This is a genomic window from Neorhizobium huautlense (genome assembly GCF_030811685.1).
Lineage (GTDB): Bacteria > Pseudomonadota > Alphaproteobacteria > Rhizobiales > Rhizobiaceae > Neorhizobium > Neorhizobium huautlense_A.
In genome coordinates, this window is record NZ_JAUSRF010000017.1 from 81105 (window position 1) to 106940 (window position 25836).

The following is a 25836-nucleotide window of genomic DNA, read 5'->3' on the forward strand; positions in this document are numbered from 1 at the left end:
CTTGGGGTTTGTGCGTCGCCAACTATGGGTGTGTCATCGAGATTGCACTTATCGCGATCAAATTGCCGTTCAAAACTCTGTTATGCCGGGTCCGGCCACTCTCGGTTGCCTTTTGCCGGTGGGGCCTTAGTTTGGCAGTAACCGAACTCCAAGAGAGGTATATGCTTATGATTTCGCAGGCAGACATCCGATCCGATTGGTGGCGTGGAGCCGTGATCTATCAGGTCTATCCGCGCTCTTTCCAGGACACGACGGGTGACGGGATCGGCGATATCAAGGGTATTACCGGAAGGCTGGGACATATTGCCTCTCTTGGCGTCGACGCCATCTGGCTGTCGCCGTTTTTCACCTCGCCAATGGCCGATATGGGCTATGACGTTTCGGATTACTGCAATGTCGATCCGATGTTCGGCACGCTCGCCGATTTCGACGAGATGATGACGGAGGCGCATCGCCTCGGTCTCAAGGTCATCATCGATCAGGTGATTTCGCACACGTCCGACCAGCATCCATGGTTCATCGAAAGCCGCTCCAGCCGCACCAATCCGAAGGCCGACTGGTTCGTCTGGGCCGATCCCAAGCCGGACGGCACGGCGCCAACCAACTGGCTGTCGATCTTCGGTGGGCCGGGCTGGGAATGGGACGGCGTGCGCAAGCAATATTACATGCACAATTTCCTGATCTCGCAGCCGGACCTGAACTTTCACAATCCGGATGTGCAGGACGCCATGCTGGACACGGTGAAATTCTGGCTCGACCGTGGCGTCGATGGTTTTCGCCTCGACACGGTGAACTATTATTTCCACGACAAGCAGCTGCGCAACAATCCGCCGATGGTCTACGACACCGATGGCGCCGGCATGGAGACCGATACCAATCCCTATTCGATGCAGAACCACCTCTATGACAAGACACAGCCGGAAAACATTGATTTCCTGAAACGTTTTCGTGCGTTGCTGGACAGTTACGAGGGCAGGGCAAGCGTCGGCGAAGTGGGTGACGGGCCGCGTTCGCTGAACACGCTGGCGCTTTATACGACCGGCAATGACAAGCTGCACATGTGCTACACATTCGACCTGCTGGGCCCGGCCTTCGATGCAGGTTATATCCGCAAGGTCATGCAGACCGTGCTCGACACGGTGGTGAACGGCTGGGTGTGCTGGGCATTTTCGAACCACGACGTCATCCGCCATGTCACCCGTTTCATCGAGAGCCCGCAAGAACAGGATCGTGTCGCAAAAATTTCGGCGACGCTGATCGCCACCCTGCGCGGTTCGATCTGCTTGTATCAGGGCGAGGAGCTGGGGCTGACGGAAGCCGAGCTTGCCTTCGAGGACCTGCGCGACCCCTATGGCATCCGCTTCTGGCCGGCCTTCAAGGGCCGCGACGGATGCCGTACGCCGATGGTGTGGGAAAGCGCAAAGCCGCATGCCGGCTTCACCGAAGGTGCCAGGACATGGCTGCCGGTGCCGAAGGAACACGCGGCCCGCGCCGTCGATGCGCAGGAGAAGCTGGCGGATTCGGTGCTGGCGCATTACCGGGCGACGATCGCCTTCCGCAAATCGCATGCCGCTCTCATCGATGGCGACATGACTTTTCTCGACACCAATCAGGACCTGCTCGCCTTCGTGCGCGAGAAGGGTGGCGAGAAGCTGCTGTTTGTCTTCAATCTCACCCGCGAGCCGCAGAACTTTACGCTACCGAAACGGCTGGGTGACGTGATGCCGGTGAACCTGCCGGGGTTCTCGTCGAAACTCGAGGGTGGCATCGTCAAGCTGGATGCAATCGACGTTTTCTGCGCGCGGGTGTGAGGGCCGGTTCGGCTTTTTGATGGGGGAATGTTGGTGAAGCGTGTTTCTGTAACCGTCGTCACGGCCCTGTCGCTGCTGTTCGTTTCCAGCAGCGCAGGGCTGGCTCAGGATGCTGAAAAATCGGCGGTGAAAGATGGCTGGGTGGAAAGGGCGTTCGATTTTTCTGACCCCGATCTGGATTTTAAGGTGTTGCTGCCTAAGGAAAGCCGGCCGGCGACGGTGCCGATGAAGCTGCGGCAGCCGGATACGCTCGGAAATGTCACGATCATCGGTGAAGTACCAGCCATTGCTACCGCTGAAGTGCCGATCAGGATGACCGTGATTGGTTATGACTTGAGAACATCCGGCGCTGCAGACCGTATCTGTGGCTGGGTTCTGACGCAGGCGCGATACAAGACGGTCGAGGAACTTGTCTCGCCCCATCGCTCCGTCGCTTCGGTGGTCGGCCTGAAATACGATGGTGACGTTCCGGTCGAAGGGGTGATCAGCAACTGTCAAACGCGTGGTTTCCAGGCGATTGCGGTCAATCTCCTGTTCGATTTGCCGAAGGACAAGAGCGCTGAAGATCGTGATGCAATTTTCGATTTCGCCACCGATTACGCGCAGACCGTTTTTGACAGCATCACTTTCAAGAATGGCCAGAATGACGGTTACCGGGACGGTCTGAAGGATGTCCCCATCCGAATCGACGGCAAATCGCTCGACATATCCATTCCCGACGACTGGGAGGTTCCGATCAATGATTTCGATGGTCGCGCCAATGCCGAACTGCATGTGATCAAGCAGGATGAGGATGTTGCGAAAGGTGGTGTCTGGCTGATTGCGTCAGACATGAAAGATAAGCCGGATCTTGCCGAGATCGGCAGCAAGACGATCCCGTTTTTCCTGAAAGCACAGTTCAGCGGATCAGACGCTCCGAAACCGGAGGGCAATAAAGCGGGGCCGGATATCAACGGCAAAGGTAGCTTGCTGCATCATTTTCTGTTTTCGGTGAAGGATCACAAAGGCGAGGATAGCGGCGACATCCGTGCCATCATGATCTGGAACGAGGGTAGGCTGTACACCCTGATCCGCTGGTCCGCTTTTGATCAGGATGGCAGTTCGAATGCGTTCTTTTCCACGCTGCCCATGTTGACGATCTACGATGCGTTCGCAGCGATGCTGGAAAAACTCCTCAGCGAGAAAGGGTGAAGCTTACGCCCCCACCAATCCCGCATCCTCACCCCGCACCCGCGAAATATCGCGGATCGGCGGGGCGCCGAACAGGCGGCGGTATTCGCGGCTGAACTGCGACGGGCTGTCGTAACCGACACGATGGGCGGCGGTGGCGGCGTCCAGTGCTTCGGCCAGGATCATCCGACGCGCTTCCTGCAGGCGCAGCTGCTTCTGGTATTGCAGCGGGCTCATGGCCGTCACTTCGCGAAAATGTTCGTGCAACGAGGAAGAACTCATGCTGGCTTCGCTGGCAACGCGATCGATGGAAAACGGCTTGTCAAAGTTGTCACGAATCCAGGTGATGGCGCGGTTGACCTGCTGGAGACGGCTTTCCGGCATCAGCAGGCGGCGCACCTTGTGGGCCTGCTCGCCGCGCATCAGCCTGTAGAGCAGTTCACGTTCGGCCAGAGGGGCGAGGAAGTCAATGTCCTCGGGCGTGTCGAGAAGATGCGTCAGCCGCACAGCCGCGTCGAGAAGGCCGGGCGAAGCTTCGCTGACGCAAAGGCCGGTACCGCAGCGGGCGGTGCCCGTCTCGGCTGTGCGCGGCATTTCCATCAGCATCGAACCGAGAGCCGGCATGTCCAACGCCAGCAGCAGCGACATATAAGGTTTCTCCGGGCTCGCCGCGACGACACGATTGACGACTGGTAGCTCGACCGAGGCAACGAGGTGACAGCCGGCACCGTATTCATAAGTGTGGTCGGCAAGCGTTACATGCTTGCTGCCCTGCACGACGATGCAGAGCGACGGCTGCGTGACGCCGCGCACCGGTTCCGTAGGGTTGGAGACGCGGATCAGCGAGAGGTTCGGGATTTTTGTCGGATGAACGCCGTCGCAATCGGTGTGTTGTGCAATTTTTGTGACAAGCGTTGCGAGATGATCCATTGCATTGTCTCCAGTCAAAGGTGCGAAATACGCTGATTTCGCCGAATTCGATGATGCTTCTTATCGCGCGCCTTGCATGTGCGCCAGAGGGTAGAAAAGTCTTTCGGAGAAATGTGCAATCATCCCGTAGGTCTGGTCTACCGCGTTCGGCGCCGGCCGGCGCATAAATCAGGCACCGGTAGACGTAAGCCGGTGCCATCGCTCAACGCAAACCAATCAAACCAGCCAGAGGAGACGGTCATGACCGCATGGAACCAGCTTTTGCAAACCGCTCGCCGGATGGTGAGCAATCCTGTCCATTTCATCGAGCGCCAGATCGCTGCGCGTCGTGCCGCCAGGCCGCGTCGTTACATGAACGGCTGATCCGTCGCGACGACAGCGACAAACGGAAAAGGCCCGCGATCGCTCGCGGGCCTTTCGTAATTTCAGCATTGAGACAATCGCTGCATCTCAATCGAAGTGCAGTTCGCGCTCGCCCTGTTCGTCACGAATGCAGGTCTGCAGGCCGATCTTGTTGAGGATGTTCAGGAACGGGCGCGGGGCCAGTTCTTCGACGTTTGCCATCTTCTTCACATCCCATTCGCCCGTTGCCACCAGCATGGCGGCCGCGACCGGGGGGACGCCGGCGGTGTAGGAAATGCCCTGGCTACCGACTTCGTTGAAGGCTTCCTTGTGGTCGGCGACGTTGTAGATGAACACCGTGCGTTCCTTGCCGTCCTTGATGCCCTTCACGAAGTCACCGATGCAGGTCTTGCCTTCGTATTCCGGCGCCAGCGACGACGGGTCGGGCAGGCAGGCCTTGACGACCTTGAGCGGCACGACTTCGTCGCCATTCGCCAGCTTGACCGGCTGCTCGGAGAGAAGACCGATGTTCTTCAGGACGGTGAAGACGTTGATGTAGTGATCGCCAAAGCCCATCCAGAAGCGCACGTCGGCGCCTTCCATGTTCTTGGCCAGCGAATGCACTTCATCATGGCCGCAGAGATAGGCGCGGCGGGTGCCGACGACCGGCAGGTCGTAGTCCTTGCCGATTTCGAACATCTTGTTGACGTTCCATTCGCCGCCCTGCCACGAATAGACGACACCCGTGAACTCGCGGAAATTGATTTCCGGGTCGAAGTTGGTGGCAAAATACTTGCCGTGGCTGCCGGCATTGATGTCAACGATATCGACGTCGGTGACGGTGTCGAGATATTCGTCCTTGGCCAGACGCGCATAGGCGTTGACGACGCCCGGATCGAAGCCGGCGCCGAGGATGGCGGTGATGCCCTTTTCCTCGCATTCGGCGGCACGCTTCCACTCGTAGTTACCGTACCACGGCGGCGTTTCGCAGATCTTGTTCGGCTCTTCGTGGATGGCGGTGTCGATATAGGCGACGCCGGTATCCATGCAGGCGCGCAGCACCGACATGTTGAGGAAGGCGGTGCCGACGTTGATGACGATCTGGCTGCCTGTCTTGACGATCAAGGCCTTGGTGGCTTCGATGTCGAGCGCGTCGAGCGCGTGACCTTCGAGCACGCCTGCCTGCTTCATCGCCTTCTTTTCGTGAACCGAAGCGATGATGTCGTCGCATTTCGACTTGGTGCGCGATGCGATATGGATGTCACCGAGGACATCGTTGTTCTGCGCACACTTGTGGGCAACAACCTGAGCGACGCCACCGGCGCCGATGATGAGCACGTTCTTTTTCATTCTGGGGACCACTCCTTGCGTCCAATCGTCAGAAAGTCTGTCCTGTGGGCCTTTGGCCCTTTCTGATCAGGAAAGGCTCTGTTCGTAGTCCGTGTAGTCAAACTCACGGACCGTCCTGAGGCTGCCATCCAGTTCCCGGATGGCGATTGCCGGCATTTTCACGCCGTTAAACCAGTTTTTCTTGACCATCGTGTAGCCGGCGGCATCCTGGAACGAGATGCGGTCGCCGACCTTTACTTCTTCGGGGAAGTCGAATTCTCCAAAGATGTCTCCGGCAAGGCATGACTTGCCGCAGACCATCGCACGATGGGGTCCCTGGTTGGGGTGAACCTTGGCATTCTCACGATAGATCAGGAGATCCAGCATGTGCGCTTCGATGGACGAATCCACCACGACAAGGTTCTTGCCGTTGTAAAGCGTGTCGAGGACGGTGGTTTCCAGCGTCGTCGATTTGGTGATCGAGGCTTCGCCCGGCTCCAGATATACCTGAACGCCGTATTCGCCGGAGAAACGCTTCAAGCGCTCGGCAAACAGGTCGACCGGGTAATCGTCGCCGGTGAAGTGGATGCCGCCGCCGAGAGAGACCCATTCGGCCTTTTTCAGCAATGGTGCGAATTTTTGCTCGATATCGCCGAGCATGCGGTCGAACAGGGCAAAATCCTTGTTCTCGCAGTTGTTGTGGATCATGAAGCCGGTGATCATCTCCATGACCGGATCGACCTTTTTCAGATCCCATTCGCCGAGGCGCGAGAACGGACGGGCGGGGTCTGCCAGATCGAAGCTCGAGGAGGAGACGCCGGGGTTGAGGCGCAGGCCGCGGGTGATGCCGGCAGACTGGCTCTCGAAACGCTGCAGCTGGCCGATCGAGTTGAAGATGATCTTGTCGGCGTGGCTGACAACTTCATCGATTTCGTAATCGGCATAGGCGACGGAATAGGCGTGCGTTTCCTTGCCGAAACGCTCGTGGCCGAGGCGGACTTCATTCAGCGAGGACGAGGTGGTGCCGTCCATGTAGTCGCGCATGAAATCGAAGACCGACCATGTCGCAAAGCATTTCAGCGCTAGCAAAGCTTTAGCGCCCGACTTCTCACGCACAGTGGCAATCCGTTCCATGTTCTGGAGCAGTTTGGACTTGTCGATGAGGTAGTAGGGAGTTTGCAGCATTTCGCGTGATCGGCCTTCTTGCACTTGGGAAAGGTTAAGGGGGCCTATTGCCTGACGCAGATGACATCTTCAAGACCCGAAGGCAAGAATGTCCAAAGAACCGGTTAATTGGCCGGTTTCCCGGCTCGCTGACGCTGTGCAGTATGTGCACGCTGCCGTCTCAGCCGGGCGGCGGCATCCTTGTGAATGCTGTCAAACCCGGATCGATACGGTCCCAGGGCTGAGCGCCGTCTGTCCATGTCACCATCTGCGGCTGGTAGCGTTCCGGCTCGTCGAGGCTTGCTGCGCGGATGACGAAATACTCGGGCATGGCAGGAAAGACCATGTAGACCGGCGCGCCGCATGCCGGGCAGAAGGCGCGCCTCTTGAGTGTGCCGCCGTCCCCGGTGGCCTCGAAGTGGCTTGGCTGGCCTTCGAGCGTGACAACGGCATTTGCGAAGACGAGGTTTGATGTGTGGCCGGTGCCGCTTTCGCGCTGACACTGACGGCACTGGCAGTCAACCATGGCGGCGGGCTCGCCGGCGACCTGATAACGGACCGCGCCGCAGGCGCAGCCTCCCGTGAAGGGCGTGCTCATGCATTTCTCCATTCGCAATGGTCGGGATCGGTGACGGTGTGGCCTCTGCCGAGGATGGAACCGGCAAGGGCCACGGGATGTCAGGCGGGAATGAGCCTCTCGTATTCTTCCCTGAGCCTCAGCCAGCCCTTCCAGAAGGGCTGCGGTTTCTGCCCGTTGGCCTTGGCGGCAAGGATATCGAGATGCATGTGCCATCCGGCACCGACCATGGTCATGTTCTTGCGATCGGAAATGCGCTTGTGGACGAGGGTGAGCAGAACGTCCGGACCGATCGGTTTCAACTCGATCGAGACTTCACCGCGTGGCGGCCAGGTGAAGGCCAGGCGATGTGGCGCTTCGAAGAGAGTGATCTCGCTTGTCATCCGCTGTTCTTCAGGAAAGCCTTCGGGTCGGGCTTCGGCACCGTCCGTCAGTTCGTCGTTGCGCCAGACGAGTTCGAAAGAACCGCCGGGTTCGGATGGCATGATGCCCGAGGCGAGCCATTGGCGACGAAGATCGCTGTTGGTCAGATAGTCCCAGATCCGCTCGATCGGGCCGGGCAGTTTGCGCTGAATGGTGATTTCGGATGGCGCGGTCACCCGTCCGTATTTCTCCAATACATTCATGTCGTTCATCGGTTTTCTCCCAGTTTTGATTCAAGTGTCATGTCCAGGTTTCGATGCGGGCTTTTCCTGTGTTCCGGCAGCGGCGGCCTTGCGCGTGTCATCCTCCTTCAGCAGGCGTTCCAGCGCATCGAGCCTGCCGGTCCAGAAGCGTTCGTAGAAGGATAGCCATTCATGAGCGGTGGCGAGCGGGCCGGGTTCGAGCCGGCAGAGATGGGTGCGCCCGCGGATTTCACGACGGACAAGGCCGGCGCCTTCCAGCACCTTGATATGTTTCGAGGCGGCGGCGAGCGACATGGAATAAGGTTCGGCCAATTGCCCGACCGTGCGCTCGCCTTGCGTCAACTCCTGCAGCATATGGCGACGGGTGGCGTCGCTCAGCGCGTGGAAAACGGTGTCGACCTGATGTGATTTTAACTCAACCATGTGGTTGAATTTGCGCTTAGGTGCGATGATTGTCAACCGAATGGTTTAATTTCTTTGCGATGACCGTGGGCGGGACGTTGTCACGTCACACGGCCGCTATTCAAAATCGATATGTCGTCATATCTTGGCGGCGCGCCGGCAGTGTTCGACGTGCTTTGCCGGAGCCATAAAAACGTTCGCCTGAATTTTGCCAGATCAACCGAGGGAAAATCATGAGCAGCAGTTTCATCACCACCAAGGACGGCACGCAGATTTTTTACAAGGACTGGGGTTCGAAGGATGCCCAGCCGATCGTCTTCCATCACGGCTGGCCGCTTTCGGCCGATGACTGGGACGCGCAGATGCTGTTCTTCCTCCACGAAGGCTACCGCGTCATCGCGCATGACCGGCGAGGACATGGTCGCTCCAGCCAGACCGACACCGGCAACGAGATGGATACCTATGCTGCCGACGTGGCAGAGCTTGCCGCGCATCTGGACTTGAAAAACGCCATCCATGTCGGCCACTCGACCGGCGGCGGCGAGGTGACGCGTTATGTCGCCAAATTCGGCCAGCCGCAGGGCAGGGTCGCCAAGGCCGTGCTGATCGGCGCCGTGCCGCCGGTCATGGTGAAATCGGAGAAAAATCCCGGCGGTTTGCCGCTCGAAGTGTTCGACGGTTTCCGCAAGGCGCAGGCGGCCAACCGCGCGCAGTTCTTCCTCGATATCCCGACCGGCCCCTTCTACGGTTATAATCGGCCGGGTGCCGAGGTGTCGGAGGGCGTGATCCGCAACTGGTGGCGGCAGGGCATGATGGGCGGCACCAAGGCGCATTACGATTGCATCAAAGCGTTTTCGGAAACGGATTTTACCGAGGACCTGAAGGTGATCGACGTGCCGGTTCTGGTGATGCATGGCACGGATGACCAGATCGTGCCGTTCGAGGATTCGGCGCCGCTTTCTGCCAAGCTTTTGAAGAACAGCACGTTGAAGGTTTATGACGGCAAGCCGCATGGTGTGGCGACGACCGATCCGGATCTGGTCAACAACGATCTGCTGGCGTTTTTCAGGGCGTGAGCTTGATCGCGAGCACGCGGTGAGGCTTGCCCCTCACCCTAGCCCTCTCCCCGTAAGGACGGGGAGAGGGGACTTGCCATGCTCGACGTTAGCGATAGGCGGAGCAGTTGCGGCTTGTGTCCTTCTCCCCGCGTGCGGGGAGAAGGTGCTGACAGGCGGATGAGGGGCACCTCGCAGAGCGCAAGCGGGCTCGTCTCAGATCAGCTGGAACTTATCGACATCCACCATACCCATATCCGAAATTTTTAGGTGCGGAATGACCGGAAGTGGCAGGAAGGCGACCTGTAGAAAAGGTTCTTCCAGAGTCGTTCCAAGGGCATAGGCGGATTTTCTCAGGTCATGCAGCGTGTCGCGCACCCATTCGTATGGTTCGAGGCTCATCAGGCCGGCGACGGGAAGGGCGATCTCGCCGGTGACCTTGCCATCTTCCACCACGACAAAGCCGCCCTTGATCTCGCTCAGCCTGTTGGCGGCCAGCGCCATGTCATCCTCGGAAACGCCGACAACGCAGATATTGTGGCTGTCATGGCCGACGGTGGAGGCGATCGCACCCTTCTTAAGGCCAAATCCCTGCACGAAACCGTTGGCGTGATTGCCGTTCTTGCCATGGCGTTCGATGACCGCGACCTTGATGATATCGCGCTCCAGATCAACGCCGGTCTGGTTGCCGGAAGCGGGCAGGCGGTAGCGGCGGTGTTCCGTGATGATCTTGCCGGGCATGACGCCGATGACCGGGGTTTCGCTTTCAAAGTAGGGCACGCCGAAATGCATGGCCTGCACGGGGCGCGCCTTGACGCTGTCGAGACCGACGGCGGCGACGGGCTTGCGGGTCGCAAAGAGTTCGTCGGTGACTTTTCGCCCGGCGGCAAACACCATGTTGGCCTTGCAGTTTTCAAGACTGTCGACGATGACGAGATCGGCACGCCAGCCGGGGGCGACGAGGCCGCGATCGCGCAGGCCAAAAGCCTTGGCGGCGGAGATGGAGGCTGCGCGGTAGACGGCGAGCGGTTCGACGCCGGCGGCAATCGCGGTGCGGATCATGTAGTCGAGATGGCCCTGTTCGGCGATATCGAGCGGATTGCGGTCGTCGGTGCAGAGCGCCAGGTAGGGCGACAGGCGCTCCGTGAGGATCGGCATCAGGGCGTGAAGGTCTTTCGAGACGGAGCCTTCGCGCACCAGGATGTGCATGCCCTTGCGGATTTTTTCGAGCGCTTCTTCGGCCGTCGTGCATTCGTGTTCGGTGCGGATGCCGGCTGACAGATAGCCGTTGAGGTCGTTGCCGGAGAGAAGCGGCGCGTGGCCGTCGATATGGTCGCCATAAAAAGCGTCGAGTTTGGCGAGGCAGATCGGGTCCTTGTGGATGACGCCCGGGAAATTCATGAACTCGGCCAGGCCGATGACTTTTGGGTGGTCGCGGAAGGGCAGAAGCTTTTCAATCGGCAGATCGGCGCCGGCCGTTTCCAGATGCGTGGCGGGCACGCAGGAGGAGAGCTGCACGCGGATATCCATGATTGTCTGCTCGGACGAGTCGAGAAAGAACTGGATGCCTTCGGCGCCGATGACATTGGCGATCTCGTGCGGATCGCAGATCGCGGTGGTCACGCCATAGGGCAGGACGCAGCGGTCGAATTCATGCGGGGTGACGAGCGAACTTTCGATATGCAGATGCGTGTCGATAAAACCGGGGACGACGATCTTTCCGGAAATATCGATCTCGGTTTTTCCGACGTAATCGCCGCAGGTGCCGACGATGCGGTCGCCACAGATGGCGATATCGGAGGCGATGAGTTCTCCGGTGACGAGATCGAAAAATTTGCCGCCCTTCAGCACGATATCGGCGGGCTCGCGGCCTGTGCCCTGGTCGATCAGGGTCTCAAGGCGATGGGTCATGGCGGGCTCCTGCTGCTGAATTGATTCCCTCTCTTTAACGGTTGATCGGCAAAACGGGGAGAGATGATCCGAAGTATTCGCCCGGAGCGCGGTTTCATTGCACGATGAAAGGCTCTAACGATCCATTGCCCGAATATTGCCACCGCAAAAAATGGTTGCGACCGTCTTTCCCTTCAGCTCTTTGCCGTGCTCGAGCAGTCCCGCTAGTCCTGCTGCGCCGGCTTCCTCGACAACGAGGCCGTATTGGGTGAGGCAGAAGCGTCGTGCCTGGTCTATTGCCTGTTCGCTGGCCTGCCAGACGTCGTCCACTGTGGTCTTCATGCATTCCAGCGCATATGGGACGCATTCTCGCACGGCGATACCATCGGCGACGGTATCGGCTTTGTCGGTTGATACGAGACCGTCGGTCTCCCATGAAAGCTTCATTGCCGGAGCATTGGCTGCGGTCACACCGATGATACGACAGCCCGGCGCCTTTTCTCTGATCCAGGTGCCGACGCCGGTGAGAAGCGCACCGTTGCCGAGCGGCACGATGATGGCATCAAGCGTGATGCCGTCGGATGCCAGCTGTTCGGTAATCTCCAGCGCGATGGTACCTGCTCCTTCAGCGATGGTGGCAAGCGCGCCGTCCTCGACGAAGGGGCAGCCATGTAATGCGGCATAGGCGCGGGCAGCTGCCTTGGCTGAATCGAAGTCATCACCTTCCAGTTCCACTTCGGCGCCAAGGCGTCGCATCGCTTCGATCTTGTCGGGATTGGCGGTTGTCGCGGAAAATATCACGACGCGGCGGCCACGGGCCCGGCCAGCGTAAGCCAGCCCCTGACCGAAATTGCCGGCGGATGCGGAGACGATGGGATGGTCGCCAGGCGGTTCGTTATGCATCCACCAGTCTGTGCCGCGCCCCTTGAAGGAACGGATCGGATTGAGCGTTTCGACCTTTGCCAACAGTCGCAGGCCGAGTGCTTCATTGGCCATCGCTTGCTCGATAAGCGGGCTTCCGGTGAACAGCGGATTGATGGCTCGGGAGGCAGCAAGAATGCCGGCGGCGGTGGGGACGGGGTGTTTCGCTGTCATGCGGGAAGAATGAACGAGAAAAGCTGGTGTTATTCCTAATCTCATACAAGAATGCGGGAAATTATCCCATCTTTTGGTCTGGAGCGGGAAAATATCCATGTCACTCTCGAAAGCCGATCGTTGCATCCTGCGGCTGATGCAGCAGGATGCAACGATCACCTTGTCCGCTCTTGCTGAAAGGGCAGGGTTGTCGCCGTCGACTGCGCAACGGCGGCTGCAGAAATTGCGTGAGGACAAGGTGATTCTGCGCGATGTTTCGATCGTCGATCCGAAAAAAGTGGGTGCTGCCGTCGCCATGCTGGTCGAAGTGGAACTTGAACGCGACCGGCCGGAACTTCTGCCACCCTTTCTGCGCTGGGTGTCGGAAACGCCCGAAGTTCAAGAGGCTTGGTGCACATCCGGGCGAGGGGATTATACGCTCGTTATTCTGGCGCAGTCGGTCGATCATTTCGACAGGCTGGCTGACGGGATGATGGAGCGTAATCCGAATATCCGGAAATTCACCACGAGTGTGGTCCTGAAAACGCTGAAACGCGGGCTGGTGGTGCCGGTTGAATGCGATGCGAGGTAATACCATGAATGCAAACCTGCCACCCGGCCCGATTATCGTCTTCGACGCTGAATGTGTTCTCTGTTCGGCCAATGCGCAGTTCGTGCTGCGTCACGATCATGCGCGGCGGTTTCGGCTGGCATCCATGCAGGGTGAGGTGGGCGCCGCGCTCTACCGCCGTTTCGGTATCGACCCGACCAATCCGGAATCGATGATCATCGTGGACGGCGACAGGCTCCTGCGTGACAGCGATGCCGTGCTGACGATCTATCGCGGTCTCGGTTGGCCGTGGAAGGCGTTGGATGTCCTGCGCCTGGTGCCGCGTTTCCTGCGCGATCCGGCCTACCGGCTGATCGCCCGCAACCGCTACCGGATTTTTGGGCGGCATGATGCCTGCTGGGTGCCGTCGCCAGATCACGCGGATCGCGTGCTTTGAAAACGGTTCTGGTTCTCGGCGGATATGGTGGTTTTGGTGCAAGGCTTTCGAAACGCCTTGCGGCAGATGGCTGGTTGGTTCTGGTGGCCGGCCGCAATGAGGCGGCAGCGCGGCGTTTTGCCGATACGCTGCCGAATGCGCGACCGGTTGTGGCGGACCGTAATGGCGACCTTGCGCCGATCCTCGAAAGACATCGGCCCATGCTGGTGATCGATGCGGCCGGGCCGTTTCAGAACAGCGATTACCGGGTGGCCGACACCTGTATTGCCTGCGGTGTGCATTATATCGATCTTGCCGATGCCCGGAGCTTTGTCGGTGGCATTGCGGGTCTGGACGATAAGGCGAAAGCGGCCGGTATCGTCGTGGTTTCGGGTGCCTCCAGTGTGCCGGCCATGTCCGGGGCGGTGATCGCGGAGCTTTCGCGGGACATGGATGAGGTATGCGCCGTATCGATGGCGATCAGTGCATCCAACCGTGCGACTGCGGGTGCTTCGGTGGCGGCGGCGATCCTCAGTTATGTCGGCAAGCCGGTGCGGCTGTGGCGTGGAAAACGCTGGCGGCAGGAGACGGGATGGCATGCTGTCAAGCGCGCCCGCTACAAGGTCGATGGTCGCCCCGGTATCTCGCGGCTGGTCGCATTGTCCGATGTGCCTGACCACGACATCGTGCCTGCCTGCGTGAGGGGGCGTCCGGCAACGGTATTTCGTGCCGGGCCGGAGTTTTCCTTTCAGCTGCTGACGCTTTGGCTTTTGAGCTGGCCGGTGAAATGGGGCTGGGTCCGTTCCCTTTCGCCACTGGCGCGCTGGCTGCGGCCGCTGCAACGGTTCAGTGCCAATCTCGGCACGGATCGTTCCGCCATGATGATCGATGTGAAAGGGCGATTAGCTGACGGCTTCGTTGGTCGTCGCTGGACGCTGATCGCGGAAGAGGGCCATGGCCCCGAAATCCCGACCATGGCGGCGCAACTGCTGGCCGGCGCTCTGGCTGAAGGGCGGGTTTCTGCCGGCGCAAGGTCTGCCGCCGGAAAACTGTCGCTTGGCGATTTCCAGCCGCTGCTCGATGCCTTGTCCACCCATCGGCAGGTGGATACGCAACACTATCAGCCGCTCTATCGCCGGGTGATGGGACAGGCCTACGAAACTTTGCCGCAGCCGATGCGGGACATGCATGATGTTTACGGCGATGCCGGCGCAAAGGGCAGGGCGACGGTGACGCGCGGACGCTCGCGTCTTGCCTGCCTGATTGCCGATATCATGCGGTTTCCTCCGGCGGGCGAACATGACCTGCACGTCTCCTTCGAGGAGGAGGGCGGTGTCGAGCGCTGGACGCGCGATTTCGATGGTCGTGTGTTTGTCAGCGAACTCAGCCAGAGCGGTCGTCATCTGGTCGAGCGTTTCGGGCCGATGCGGTTTTATTTCGACCTGCCGTCCGATGAGAACGGGCTGACGATGATCATGAAAAAGTGGTCGGTGTTCCGCCTGCCGATGCCGTTGTTCCTCGCGCCGAAAAGCGTGGCGCGGGAATGGGGCGAGGGCGAAGACTTTTTCTTCGACGTGCCGGTTGCGCTGCCGCTTGTGGGCGATCTGGTGCATTATCGCGGTCGGCTTCGGCGGCTCTGACGCAAAACGGGCGCCAGAAGGCGCCCGCTGCTTAGTCGTTCCAGGTCCGATTACTCGGCAGCGACGGTCTTGCCGCCTTCCCACTTGTAGACGGAGAAGGTCTGCGAGGTGAGATCGCCGGTTTCGCCATAGGTGAGTTCGCCGATGGCGGTCTTGATGCCCGAGCCATCCTTGAGTGCTGCAGCGACGGCTTCCGCGTCATCGGTGGTGCCGGCCTTGGCGATGCCGGCCGCGATGACTTCGACGGCGGCATAGGTGTTCAGCGTGAAGGCTTCTGCCGGGATGTTCTTGGCAGTCAGCGCGGCTGCTGCTGCCTTGCTGTCTTCGTTCTTCAGCGCGTCGGCGGCGTTGGTGTAGATCGTGCCATTGGCGGCCTCGCCACCGGTTGCGACAAACTCGCTGTTCGACAGGCCATCACCGGCGACGAGCTGCACGGCCATGCCGGCATCCTTCATCTGGCGAACCAGCAGGCCGGCTTCCGGGTGGTAACCGCCGAAATAGAGAACCTCGACACCCTCGGACTTCATGCGGGTGACCAGCGCGGAAAAATCCTTGTCACCCGGGTTGAGCGCGTCGTTGAAGACTTCGGTGACGCCGGCGGCATTCAGCGATTTCTTGAAGGCATCGGCCAGACCCTTGCCGTACTGGGCCTTGTCGTTGAGGATGGCGATCTTCTTGTCCTTGAACTTTTCAACGACGTATTTTGCGGCAACTTCGGCCTGCTGGTCATCACGGCCGCAGGTGCGGAAAACGGTCGAGAGGCCCTGTGCCGTCAGTTCCGGCGCGGTGGCCGTCGGGGTGACCATCAGCGCGCCGTTTTCGGAAAAGACGAGAGAGGCGGGGACCGATACGCCGGACGTGACCGGACCAACGACGAAGCGGATGTCATCGGCGATCAGCTGGTTGGCAGCAGATACACCCTGCTTCGGATCGCCGGCGTCGTCAGCGATCTTCAGGACGAGTTTCTCGCCGTTGATGCCGCCCTTCTTGTTGATTTCCTCGACGGCGGTTTCCGCGCCGTTCTTGATCTGCGCGCCGATGGCGGCAACCGGGCCGGTGAGCGGTGCCATCAGGCCGATGGTGATGTCGGCATGCGCGAGCGGTGCAAAGGCCAGCGTGGCGGCGAGAGCCGCAGTGATTGTCTTCAAAGTCATGTCCGTCTCCTTGGATGGCAGGCCTCCCGACCCGCTTCTTGATCATGCATCCACCTTGCTCTCTCGTCCGTCGACATGTCGTCGTCGTGTCGGGGCAGAGCTTGGGTTTCGCGGTCCCTTCCACCGCATGGCCATGTTTGGCTCATGCGGCAGTCGGTAATTTTCCTAGGAATATTCCGGCATTCACGCAAGAAGATAACCAAAACCCGCAGGGTTTCGGCGGATTAATTCAATGCTTTTCACGCGGTGTTGAAGGGCCGGCAGGCCGGCCCTTGATCCTTCTCAGGCGACGGCGCCGAACTGGGCTTCGTGCAGACGGGCATAAGCGCCGCGTTTGGCGATCAGGACGGTATGCGAACCTTCTTCCAGAATGCCGTCCGGCCCCATGACGACGATGCGATCGGCATTGCGGATGGTGGCAAGGCGATGGGCGACGACGAGCGAGGTGCGGCCGCGCGACAGTTCGCCCAGCGCCTGCTGGATGGCGTATTCCGTGGCGGAATCCAGCGCCGAGGTGGCTTCGTCGAGGATGAGGATCGGCGGATCCTTGAGGAAGATACGGGCGATGGCGAGACGCTGCTTCTGGCCGCCGGACAGTTTGACGCCACGTTCGCCGACCGGCGTGTCGAGGCCTTCCGGCAGTGACAGGATGAATTCGTCGAGTGCGGCACGGCGCAGCGCCTCGATGATTTCCTCGTCGGTCGCGCCAAGGCGGCCATAGGCGATGTTTTCGCGGATGGTCGAGCCGAACAGGAAAACATCCTGCTGCACGAGGCCGATCTGATTGCGCAGCGAGGCTTGCGTCATGTCGCGGATATCGATGCCATCGATCATGATCGAGCCGGCATCGACCTCGTAGAAGCGTGGCAGGAGAGAGCAGAGCGTGGTCTTGCCGGCACCCGACGCGCCGACGAAGGCGATGGTTTCTCCGGCATTGATCTTCAGGTTCAGGTGTTCGAAGACCTTCGACTTGCCGTCATAACTGAAGGCGACGTCGCGGTATTCGATGGCGCCGGTCAGGTGCTCGACTTCGCGGGCATCCGGCTTGTCGGCGATATCCGGCGCGGTGTCGATCAGCGAGGTGAAACGCGAAAAACCGGCAATGCCCTTGGGGTAGGATTCGATTACCGAGGTGATCTTGTCGATCGGGCGGAAGAAGACGTTGACCAAGAGCAGGAACCCGACAAAGCCGCCGTAAGTCAGTTCACCCTGGATGACCAGATAGGTGCCAAAAATCATCACCATCAACTGCACCAGGCGGGTGCTGAGATAGCTCATGGTGATGCTGGCGGTCATATAGGCATAGGCGCTGAGCTTGGTGGTCTTGTAGCCCTCGTTATTGGCAGCAAACAGCTGACGCTCGTAATCCTCGTTGGCAAAGGCTTTCACGACGCGGATGCCGCCGACGCTTTCCTGGACGCGGGTGTTGAAGTCGCCGACCTGACGGAAAAGCTTGCGCCAGTTGGTGGTCATGCGGGCGCCGTAGCGGCTGACCAGCCAGGTCATGAAGGGCACGATGATCGTGGTCATCATCGCCAGCTTCCAGTTGACCGAAAACATCAGGATGAAGGCGCCGATGAAGGTCATGATGGCGATGAACAGGTCTTCCGGGCCGTGATGGGCGATTTCGCCGACCTCTTCCAGATCCTTGGTCACATGGGTGATCAGCTGGCCGGTGCGGTTGTTGTCGAAATACCGGAAGGAGAGTTTCTGGATGTGATCGAAGGCCTGCCGGCGCATGTCGGTCTCGATGGAGATGCCGAGCGCGTGGCCCCAGTAGTTCACCACCGCCATCAGGCCGGTGTTGAAGACGTAGATGACCAGCAGGGCGGCGGCCGTGGCGGCGATCCAGCCCCAGTGCTGGCCTGGCAGGAGATCATCGACGAAAAATTTGACCGCGATCGGAAAGCCGAGTTCCAGCAGGCCGGCCAGAACCGCACAGCCGAAGTCGAGCGCAAACAGGCCCTTATAGGGTGCGTAATAGGAAAAAAAGCGGCGCAACATGGAAAACTCCGACAGCAGGACTGGTGGTGCGAAGAGCAGAGGAGGATTGCGCGCGCTTTCGCGTTGCCAGCATCGGCGACGCCTCATCCGTCCGATAACTTGACCGCACGCCTCGCCTTATAGGGAGGCTTTGATGACCTGTCATCAGTCGTGAGGTGGAATATACCGATCCGCTTAAATCGGTTCGCCGGGAAAAGGCGCAGGCCTTCGAGAAGAACGAAGGCGAAAACGACGCGGTGGCTGCCGGAATTTCCGACAGGTGCCCCCGCGTCGTAAACGCAAAGTCATAGTTCAAAATTGCAAAACCCGGCATTGCGGGTTGGGAGCTCCGCCTATGCCGAATTCAGTTTCCGACAAGTTTGTCGTTATATTAGCAAGTTCGCGTCAAGGTGGTTTTCCGCCGTGACAGCGCTACCATTAGGCGGCAGTTTTTTTCCGCTCGGGAGCGCAGTAGATGGACTCAAGCGTTTCGAGAACCTTGAGGACCGATTCCGACGAGCTGGAATAGTAGATCGTCTGTGCGTCGCGGCGGGTATTGACCAGCTTCTGTGCGCGCAGCTTGGAAAGGTGCTGGGAAAGAGCAGACTGGCTGAGGCCAACCTGGTTAGCAAGTGCACCGACGGCCACTTCGCCCTTGACCAGGCAGCAGAGGATCATCAGGCGTTTCGGGTTGGCCATGGCCGAAAGAAGGCCGGCGGCGGATGTAGAGTGATCGGAAAGTGACATCGTGTCCATGTCGTTCAAACGTCCCCTTGAGTAGGAAGCAGGTATCAGCTGTGTTGATGCAGGTATCAGTAAGTCTGATCGGTTCGAGGCCGAAAATTTAGCAAGGTCAGTTATGGATTGTATATCCCTAAATTTAGCGTAGCGTCTATGATGTTTTAGCAAAATTTGAAATACGATCGAGAATCTCATTTGAGTCCGAAATCGGCTCGTCAAACTCATATCTCAGCAAAATATCACCACGGATCAGGTCAAAACCGGCCATATCGACACCGGAAATGGTCCAATCGCCGATTTCCTTTGCTTTCAGCGCAAGGGCCGCAGCATCCGCTTCTGCCGTCATCGCCCCTACTAATTTTTGCATATGTAACCATTCTGCCGCAAATGAAGACTTGATAATCGTCAATTCCGGGGCGGTGAGGGCATAGGCTTTGCCGAATCCGCCGTTGAGCGCGGCGTGCGATGGCACCAGCCGGAAGAAACGGAAGTCGGCAAAGTCGACATAAAGCTCCGCCTTGCGATGACGGGCTATAAAACGGTCTCGGATTCGGGCGTGATCGGCGCTGTCGCGATCGACTGATTCGGCCGTGCAGAACACCGTGATGCGCGCGTGTGCAAGCGGATCACCCTTGCCGGGTTCACCCGTCATGATCGAGCAACGCGGATCCTGTTTGAGAGCCACCGTATGGCTGGCGAGGTCGGAGACGAGAATGACCGGCACGCCGTCGAGATCGATCCCCAAAAGCGCGCGGCTGACGGCGGGAAAGCCGGTTTGCGCATCAATGACGGCAAGCGCGGCATGACGCGCGCCGCGCAGCAGCCTGCGGCCAAGGCGGCGGGCTTCCTCGTCGGTTTCGCGAATGGGGGAGGGTTTGTCCTGCATGGCGTTTCCTTGTCGTGCCGAACGTCATCCGGCACGACAAGGCATGCGGGTCTCAGCGGCGGCGGTGCCGGGTAAGGCCGGCGATCACATCATCGGCGGTGATGGTGCCGACCACCGCGCCATTGTCAATGATGCCGATCAAGCCCGGCTGGCGCGACATGGCATCGAGGATGTCCACCAGCGGCGTCGTGGCAGGCGCCGTGGCGCTGACGGGCACGGAGGTGTCGGCCACGCCCGGGCGCATGACGTCGGCTGCGGTCAGCATGCTGATCGGGTTCATGTTGGCGACGAAGTCCGCGACATACTGGTCGGCCGGCGCCTGCACGATTTCCTGCGGCGTGCCGCACTGGATGATGCGTCCGCCTTCCATGATGGCGATACGGTTGCCGATGCGGAACGCCTCGTCGAGATCGTGGCTGACGAACAGGATGGTCTTTTTCAGCCGCCGCTGGAATTCCAGCAATTCGTCCTGCAGTTTCGTGCGAATCAGCGGGTCGAGTGCGGAAAACGGTTCGTCCATCAGAAGGATCGGCGCGCCGGTGGCAAAGGCGCGGGCAAGGCCGACACGCTGCTGCATGCCGCCGGAAAGCTCGCCGACCTTGCGATCCGACCATTTTGACAGGCCGACAAGTTCCAGCTGTTCGGCAACGCGTTTTTTGCGCTCGGCTTCCGGCACATCGGCAAGCTCGAGGCCAAAACCGACATTTTCCGCCACCGTGCGCCAGGGCAGGAGGCCGAATTGCTGAAAAACCATCGAGACCGAATGCATGCGCAAGTCCCGCAGCGTTTTCGCATCGGTCGTGTAGGGATTGACGTGGCCGTTGGGCGTGGCGACGCTGACGCTGCCGCGCACGACGGGCGCAAGCCCGTTGACAGCGCGCAGGAGGGTCGACTTGCCGGAGCCGGACAAGCCCATCAGCACGAGGATTTCACCTTCATGGATGGACAGGGAGGCGCCGGCGACGCCCATGACGATGCCGGTCTCGCTGGCAATCTCGTCACGCGTTCTGCCCTGATCTACCAGCGGCAGGGCACGCTCCGGCTTGTCGCCGAAGATGATATCGACGTTTTCGAAGCGGACGCAGTCGTTCGGTTTCGTCTCGACCGGTGTCTGGACGGCGACCATGGTGTTGGCGGTCATGATGCGCCTCCCTGCGATGTGCGGAACATGCGGTCGAGGATGATGGCCAGAATGACGATGCAGAGGCCGGAATCAAAGCCGCGGGCGACATTGACCGTGTTGAGGGCTCTGAGCACCGGTACGCCGAGGCCGTTGGCACCGACGAGGGCGGCGATGACCACCATCGACAGCGACAGCATGATCGTCTGCGTCAGGCCGGCCATGATCTGCGGCGTCGCATAGGGCAGTTCCACCTTGCGCAGCACCTGGGACGGCGTGGCGCCGAAGGCGACGGCGGCTTCGGTGAGCGCACCGGGCGTCGAGATGATGCCGAGACGGGTGAGGCGGATCGGTGCCGGGATTGAAAAGATCACGGTGGCGATCAGGCCCGGTACCATGCCAAGGCCAAACAGGATCAGCGCCGGGATGAGATAAACGAAGCTCGGCAGCGTCTGCATCAGGTCGAGGATCGGCCGCATGGCGTTGTAGAGCCATTCGCGACGGGCGGCGGCAATGCCGAGCGGGATGCCGATCAGCATGCTGACGAAGGTCGCGGCGCTGACAAGTGCCAGCGTCTGCGTCGTCTCCTCCCAGTAGCCCTGGTTGAAGATGAAGAGGAAACCGCCGAAGGTGAAGAGAGCGAGCGCTATCGAGCGCCTGAGACAGTATGAGAGAACGGCGAAAGCCGCCATGACAACGAGCGGATGCGGCGTTTCCAGCACCCATAACAATCCGTCGATGACGGAGGACAAGACGGCCGAGAGCCATCTGAAAAACCAGTAACCATTGGTCGTCAACCAGTCGACGACCGCCTTTGCCCATGCGCCGATGGGAATACGATGCTCTTCAAGCCAATCCACGAGAAACCTGCCATCCGGAGGAAAAGAAAGGGCGGGTGCCCGCGGCGGCCTAACCGCCACGGGTCATGGATGTCAAATCAGAGGCCGAGTTCTTCCTTGACGGCGGCAAGGCCATCTTTGCCGTCAAGCGTGGTGACGCCGGCAAGCCAGGGCTCGATCACGGTCGGGTTCTTCTTGATCCAGGCTTTGGCGGCCTTGTCGGCATCTTCGCCGTCATCGAGGATGCTGCCCATGATGGTGTTTTCCATGTCGAGCGAGAACTTCATGTTGGTCAGGAACTTGCCGAGGTTCGGGCATTCGGCGACATAACCGCCGCGGGCGACGGTGTAGACCGTGGCGCCGCCGAAATTCGGGCCGAAGACAGTCTCGTCACCGCCAGCGAGATAGGTGATCTCGTGGGCGACGTTCATCGGATGCGGTGCCCATGCCAGGAAGACGATCGGCTTGTCTTCCCTGTCGGAGCGGGTGACTTCGGTCAGCATGCCCTGCTCGGAGGATTCAACGACCTGGAAGCCCTTGAGATCAAAGGTGTTCTTGTCGATCAGCGACACGATCATGCCGTTGCCTTCATTGCCCGGCTCGATGCCGTAGATCTTGCCGCCGAGCGCATCCTTGTGCTTGGCGATATCCTTGAAATCCTTGATGCCAAGCTTGGCGCCGGCGGCATTGGTGCCGAGCGTGTATTTTGCGCCTTCGAGATTGACGGCGATCGTCTCGATCGACTTGTCGGCGATGTAATCCTTGATGGCGCCGTTCTGGGCCGGCATCCAGTTGCCGATGAAGACGTCGATATCCTTGTTCTTCATCGAGGAATAGGTGACCGGCACACCGAGCGTCTTCACGTCGGCCTTGTAGCCGAGCGCTTCGAGCACGGTGATGAAGGAGGCATTGGTGGCGGCAAGGTCGGTCCAGCCGACATCCGAAATGCGCACGGTGGCACAGCTTTTGGGGTCGGCAGCATGGGCCGTCTGCGCAAGCAGAAGGGCCGATACGGTGGTGGCCAATACAGTCGAATATTTGATAAAGCGCATGTTGGGCTCCCGTTCTTTTTTGTTCCCGGCCATTATGAATACATCCGGCCTGCAAGCAAGCGCGCGCAAAAACGTCAGGATAACCGGGCTATTTGCGACATAATGGCACGTCGGGGCGGGTTTGATCTCCGTCAATGTTTGCAAGGCGGGGCGGGGTGTAGGTGTCGCGTGACAAAAGTCATGAACGCCACAGGAGTTTCCCATGCGTCTCGCACTCATCCGCCCAGCCATTCTTGCCGCGGCCGTCGGCCTTTTCGCCGTTCCGGCGCTCAGCGCCGAAATCGAAATCAGGATGCTGAACAAGGGCAGTGACGGTCAGGCCATGGCGTTCGAACCGGCATCCGTGCGGGCTGCCGTCGGTGATACGATTCGCTTCGTTTCCGTCGACAAGGGCCACGATGCTGCGGCCGTGAAGGAACTGATCCCGGAAGGTGCCGAACCGTTCAAGGGCAAGATCAGCACCGATCTGACCGTTACCGTCGACAAGGAAGGTGCCTATGTCGTGAAATGCACGCCGCATTACGGCATGGGCATGGTCGCCCTGATCGTTGTCGGTGAAGGTGCACCCGCCAATCTCGATGCGGTCAAGGCTGCGAAGATGCCGAAAAAGACCCGTGACCGCCTCGATGCGGAAATTGCCAAGCTCGGTCTCTGATCGGCGCCTTTGATCGGCGAAATGCGTGATTCTCGATGCGGCGGCGCAGTGATGCGTCGCCGCATCGCTTTGGAAGCCTCTGGCATTTTGGCCTCTGGTATTTTGCCTGTCGGTGCTTATGTGTAGCGAGCAAATATAAAGGGCTGCCGCATGGCGAAACGACATCCTGCTGACGACGAGCTTGCCGGCGCGCTCGCGGTGATAGCCGACATCGACGCGGCCGTGGCGCGCTGGATGCCGGAAAATGCAGGCCAGACCGTCAGCCTGCCTGCCGACGATGCAACGGAAACTCCTCCGCAAGAAGCCGCCGAGCCCGTCGCACATGTGGAGCCGGATGTTGCCGTAGTGGTGGCGAGCATCGAGGCTGCGGATGGGGCAAAATCACCTCTCGTTCGCTTCGCTCGCCGCCTCGATGGCGATATCCACACCATTATTGCTGAGGCGAGCGGCACTGCCGCTCCGTCGACCCGGGAAAAGATCCTTCGTCGTGTGGGTCTCAGTCGCCCGGCCCGCGATCTGCGTTACCGTGACGGCATTCTCGCTTCGCGCCTTGTTCCGCATCTCGACCGTGCCGCACGCCTTATCGGCGCGCTTCGAACGCATCGGGCGGACATGACATCGAGGCTGGTCGTCATCGAGGCTGACCTCGTCCGGCGGATCGAGGAGAACAAGAGCCTTGAAGGCGAGCCCGATGCGATGACCGATGCCGCGAAAAAGCTGGAAAACCGGCAGGACGTGGTCGAAGCCATCATTCGGCATGTAGCTGTTTGCAACAGTGTCTACCACAAGCTGAGCATCGAGGCCGAGCGCGGCATCATTGTCCTGCAGGCCTTGGGCGGCGGTCGTGATCTGCCGCTTGCAGACCATTTTTCGCAAGAGACATGCGAGGTTTTGTCATCGCTGCTGGATCTGTCGGGCCGGGACATGCTGTCGATGCGCGAGGTGCAGCGTCGCAAGCAGCCGGTGGACGACAGTTTCCAGCACCGTTTTTATCCCGCATCGCGGCGGCATGACGAAGACGAGCCCATGACGGTGCATGACCCGTCACCACAAAAGGCATCGGCCTGAAACGACGGCCAATACAGGAGCAAAAACCGCTTATGCTTGAACCGATCCTCGCTTTCTTCCGGCGTTTGTTCGCCGGTGTTTCCCGTGGTCTGGGGCTGGTATTTGCACGTATCGGCTGGCCGTTCATGGCGGCGCGCGGCTGGTATGGTCGTCGCAGCTGGAGCATTCGCGGCACCGTTCTTGCCGTTCTGGCGATCGTGATCGGTTTTTACGGCTACTTTTTCTACCAGACGCAGGTCTGGACCGATTTCGATCCGGATTTCGTCGATAGCTACAGGTTCTCCGAACGTACGGTGCCAGCCGGCCAGACACTGGCCACGCCGGCGCCCGCGAGTGTCGATGCGCCGGCAGGTGCGGTGACGCCGCCGCGCCAGTGCCAGTCTTCCGCAATCGTCGATGTGGCCGCCGATCTCACCAACCGCAACGTCAACAGCAATGCATGGATCTCCTCCATGCTGCTCTACCGGCTGGGCTTTTTTGGCGTCGACTGGGATCACACGCCCTTTTTCGACAACAAGGCATCCTTCCAGCGCGGCGTGAACCAGGCGCTTCGCCGCACGACCGTCGAACTGGTGGATAGTCTGGCGCGCGTGCGCGGCACGTCGGGTATCGACACCAATCTGCAGGATGCGCGCAACAATCTGCAGTTCGACGAATATTCCTGGTATTTCGGCCTGACCCCGTTCGGCCCCAAAACGCCGACGCCGAGCTATTATCGCGCGGCCATCAACAGCCTGAAGAAGTTCAATGTCGATCTGGCGGCCTGCGTCACCACGTTCGACAGCCGCGCCGACAACCTCGTGCAGTTCGTCGATCGTATCGCCAACGATCTCGGCAGCACGACGGCGATCCTGCGCGAGCGCTCGGAAAACCACAATGGCGGCTGGTTCGATACGCGCGCCGACGACCGGTTCTGGTTCGCCTATGGTCAGCTTTATGGCTATTATGCCGTGCTTTCGGCGGCCGGCGCCGATTTCAGCCAGGTCATTCGCGAGCGCAATCTGGGTCCCCTCTGGACCGACACGCTCGGCCAGTTCAAGGCGGCGCTGCGCATCCAGCCTTCCATCATTTCCAATGGTCGCGAGGATGGCATGATCATGCCGACCCATCTGTCGACCATGGGTTTCTACATGCTGCGCGTTCGCTCCAACCTTGTGGAAGTGCGCTCGGTTCTGGATCGCTGATCCTTCTTTTTGCGACCAGCAATGCCCCGATAACAGAAAAGCCCGGCGAAATGCCGGGCTTTCCAGACTGCTGACAAACCCCTGGCTGGTCCAGGGGTTTTGTGATTCACTGGGTCATGTTGAAGAAACCTGCTCCCGAACAGACGGCTCTCGAGATG

The 25836-nt window shown here is 59.8% G+C and carries 25 protein-coding genes; 10 read left to right on the top strand and 15 right to left on the bottom strand.

Features of this window, described 5'->3' with window-relative positions; genetic code table 11:
* The first annotated feature begins 167 nt into the window (after nt 1-167).
* Nucleotides 168-1811 carry a beta-galactosidase BglA gene (bglA, locus tag J2T09_RS21540; protein ID WP_306838387.1) on the top strand — a complete coding sequence of 548 codons (1644 nt, stop codon included), beginning with the start codon at nt 168-170 and terminating at the stop codon, nt 1809-1811.
* Nucleotides 1812-1844: 33 nt separating this feature from the next.
* Nucleotides 1845-3002, top strand: coding sequence for a hypothetical protein (locus tag J2T09_RS21545; RefSeq protein WP_306838329.1), 1158 nt, complete (start codon nt 1845-1847; stop codon nt 3000-3002).
* Nucleotides 3003-3005: 3 nt separating this feature from the next.
* On the opposite strand, the gene J2T09_RS21550 is transcribed toward J2T09_RS21545, so the two are convergent.
* Nucleotides 3006-3911, bottom strand: a complete 906-nt coding sequence (locus J2T09_RS21550; protein ID WP_306838331.1) for an AraC family transcriptional regulator — start codon at nt 3909-3911, stop codon at nt 3006-3008.
* A 240-nt stretch (nt 3912-4151) separates the two neighbouring features.
* Between J2T09_RS21550 and J2T09_RS21555 the strand changes: the two genes are divergently transcribed.
* Nucleotides 4152-4274: a hypothetical protein gene (locus J2T09_RS21555; protein WP_306838333.1), complete on the top strand. Its 123-nt coding sequence runs from the start codon at nt 4152-4154 to the stop codon at nt 4272-4274.
* Nucleotides 4275-4361: 87 nt separating this feature from the next.
* On the opposite strand, the gene J2T09_RS21560 is transcribed toward J2T09_RS21555, so the two are convergent.
* From J2T09_RS21560 to J2T09_RS21580, 5 genes are all read right to left on the bottom strand, one after another.
* A complete protein-coding gene (locus tag J2T09_RS21560) occupies nt 4362-5603 on the bottom strand; it encodes a saccharopine dehydrogenase family protein (RefSeq protein WP_306838335.1) in 1242 nt (413 codons plus the stop codon).
* Between the two features lie 66 nt (nt 5604-5669).
* Nucleotides 5670-6767 (bottom strand): carboxynorspermidine decarboxylase, encoded by a 1098-nt coding sequence (locus J2T09_RS21565; RefSeq protein ID WP_306838337.1) that lies wholly within the window; start codon nt 6765-6767, stop codon nt 5670-5672.
* 160 nt (nt 6768-6927) lie between these two features.
* Nucleotides 6928-7344 (bottom strand): GFA family protein, encoded by a 417-nt coding sequence (locus J2T09_RS21570; RefSeq protein ID WP_306838339.1) that lies wholly within the window; start codon nt 7342-7344, stop codon nt 6928-6930.
* Nucleotides 7345-7424: 80 nt separating this feature from the next.
* On the bottom strand, nt 7425-7958 hold the full coding sequence (locus J2T09_RS21575) for an SRPBCC family protein (protein ID WP_306838341.1): 534 nt from the start codon (nt 7956-7958) through the stop codon (nt 7425-7427).
* Nucleotides 7959-7979: 21 nt separating this feature from the next.
* On the bottom strand, nt 7980-8372 hold the full coding sequence (locus J2T09_RS21580) for an ArsR/SmtB family transcription factor (protein ID WP_306838343.1): 393 nt from the start codon (nt 8370-8372) through the stop codon (nt 7980-7982).
* 212 nt (nt 8373-8584) lie between these two features.
* Between J2T09_RS21580 and J2T09_RS21585 the strand changes: the two genes are divergently transcribed.
* Complete coding sequence (locus J2T09_RS21585; RefSeq protein WP_306838346.1) at nt 8585-9427, top strand: alpha/beta fold hydrolase; 843 nt, start codon at nt 8585-8587, stop codon at nt 9425-9427.
* 195 nt (nt 9428-9622) lie between these two features.
* On the opposite strand, the gene ade is transcribed toward J2T09_RS21585, so the two are convergent.
* Nucleotides 9623-11317, bottom strand: a complete 1695-nt coding sequence (gene ade, locus J2T09_RS21590; RefSeq protein ID WP_306838348.1) for an adenine deaminase — start codon at nt 11315-11317, stop codon at nt 9623-9625.
* Nucleotides 11318-11431: 114 nt separating this feature from the next.
* Nucleotides 11432-12391: a threonine ammonia-lyase gene (locus J2T09_RS21595; protein WP_306838349.1), complete on the bottom strand. Its 960-nt coding sequence runs from the start codon at nt 12389-12391 to the stop codon at nt 11432-11434.
* A 97-nt stretch (nt 12392-12488) separates the two neighbouring features.
* Here J2T09_RS21595 and J2T09_RS21600 point away from each other — a divergent pair, with 97 nt between their 5' ends.
* Genes J2T09_RS21600 through J2T09_RS21610 form a run of 3 tightly spaced genes read left to right on the top strand, consistent with a single transcriptional unit; the run spans nt 12489 to nt 14996 of the window.
* The gene (locus J2T09_RS21600; protein ID WP_306838352.1) at nt 12489-12962 is read left to right on the top strand and encodes an Lrp/AsnC family transcriptional regulator; all 474 of its coding nucleotides are present in this window, start codon (nt 12489-12491) and stop codon (nt 12960-12962) included.
* Nucleotides 12963-12966: 4 nt separating this feature from the next.
* The gene (locus tag J2T09_RS21605; protein WP_306838354.1) at nt 12967-13377 is read left to right on the top strand and encodes a thiol-disulfide oxidoreductase DCC family protein; all 411 of its coding nucleotides are present in this window, start codon (nt 12967-12969) and stop codon (nt 13375-13377) included.
* Nucleotides 13374-14996: an SDR family oxidoreductase gene (locus J2T09_RS21610; RefSeq protein ID WP_306838356.1), complete on the top strand. Its 1623-nt coding sequence runs from the start codon at nt 13374-13376 to the stop codon at nt 14994-14996. The genes J2T09_RS21605 and J2T09_RS21610 overlap by 4 nt, the downstream gene beginning before the upstream one ends.
* Before the next feature lie 50 nt (nt 14997-15046).
* Here the strand turns inward: J2T09_RS21610 and J2T09_RS21615 are convergent, their stop codons facing one another.
* The 7 genes from J2T09_RS21615 to choX all read right to left on the bottom strand — a co-directional run bounded on the left by J2T09_RS21615 (nt 15047) and on the right by choX (nt 22771).
* Nucleotides 15047-16150, bottom strand: a complete 1104-nt coding sequence (locus J2T09_RS21615; protein WP_306838358.1) for a branched-chain amino acid ABC transporter substrate-binding protein — start codon at nt 16148-16150, stop codon at nt 15047-15049.
* Between the two features lie 282 nt (nt 16151-16432).
* The gene (locus J2T09_RS21620; protein WP_306838360.1) at nt 16433-18154 is read right to left on the bottom strand and encodes an ABC transporter ATP-binding protein; all 1722 of its coding nucleotides are present in this window, start codon (nt 18152-18154) and stop codon (nt 16433-16435) included.
* A gap of 417 nt (nt 18155-18571) precedes the next feature.
* Nucleotides 18572-18889, bottom strand: coding sequence for an ArsR/SmtB family transcription factor (locus J2T09_RS21625; RefSeq protein WP_153359791.1), 318 nt, complete (start codon nt 18887-18889; stop codon nt 18572-18574).
* A 136-nt stretch (nt 18890-19025) separates the two neighbouring features.
* The gene (locus tag J2T09_RS21630) at nt 19026-19760 is read right to left on the bottom strand and encodes a HugZ family pyridoxamine 5'-phosphate oxidase (RefSeq protein WP_306838364.1); all 735 of its coding nucleotides are present in this window, start codon (nt 19758-19760) and stop codon (nt 19026-19028) included.
* A gap of 52 nt (nt 19761-19812) precedes the next feature.
* Entirely contained in the window at nt 19813-20901 is a 1089-nt protein-coding gene (gene choV / locus J2T09_RS21635) for a choline ABC transporter ATP-binding protein (protein ID WP_373458560.1), read from the bottom strand.
* A complete protein-coding gene (gene choW / locus J2T09_RS21640; RefSeq protein ID WP_306838366.1) occupies nt 20898-21740 on the bottom strand; it encodes a choline ABC transporter permease subunit in 843 nt (280 codons plus the stop codon). Before choW ends, choV begins: the two co-directional genes overlap by 4 nt.
* Nucleotides 21741-21817: 77 nt before the next feature.
* Nucleotides 21818-22771 (bottom strand): choline ABC transporter substrate-binding protein, encoded by a 954-nt coding sequence (gene choX / locus J2T09_RS21645; protein WP_306838368.1) that lies wholly within the window; start codon nt 22769-22771, stop codon nt 21818-21820.
* Nucleotides 22772-22973: 202 nt separating this feature from the next.
* Here choX and J2T09_RS21650 point away from each other — a divergent pair, with 202 nt between their 5' ends.
* From J2T09_RS21650 to J2T09_RS21660, 3 genes are all read left to right on the top strand, one after another.
* Entirely contained in the window at nt 22974-23426 is a 453-nt protein-coding gene (locus J2T09_RS21650) for a pseudoazurin (RefSeq protein ID WP_306838370.1), read from the top strand.
* 150 nt (nt 23427-23576) lie between these two features.
* A complete protein-coding gene (locus J2T09_RS21655) occupies nt 23577-24494 on the top strand; it encodes a hypothetical protein (RefSeq protein ID WP_306838372.1) in 918 nt (305 codons plus the stop codon).
* A 32-nt stretch (nt 24495-24526) separates the two neighbouring features.
* On the top strand, nt 24527-25678 hold the full coding sequence (locus J2T09_RS21660) for a DUF2333 family protein (RefSeq protein WP_306838374.1): 1152 nt from the start codon (nt 24527-24529) through the stop codon (nt 25676-25678).
* Nucleotides 25679-25836: the final 158 nt, after the last annotated feature.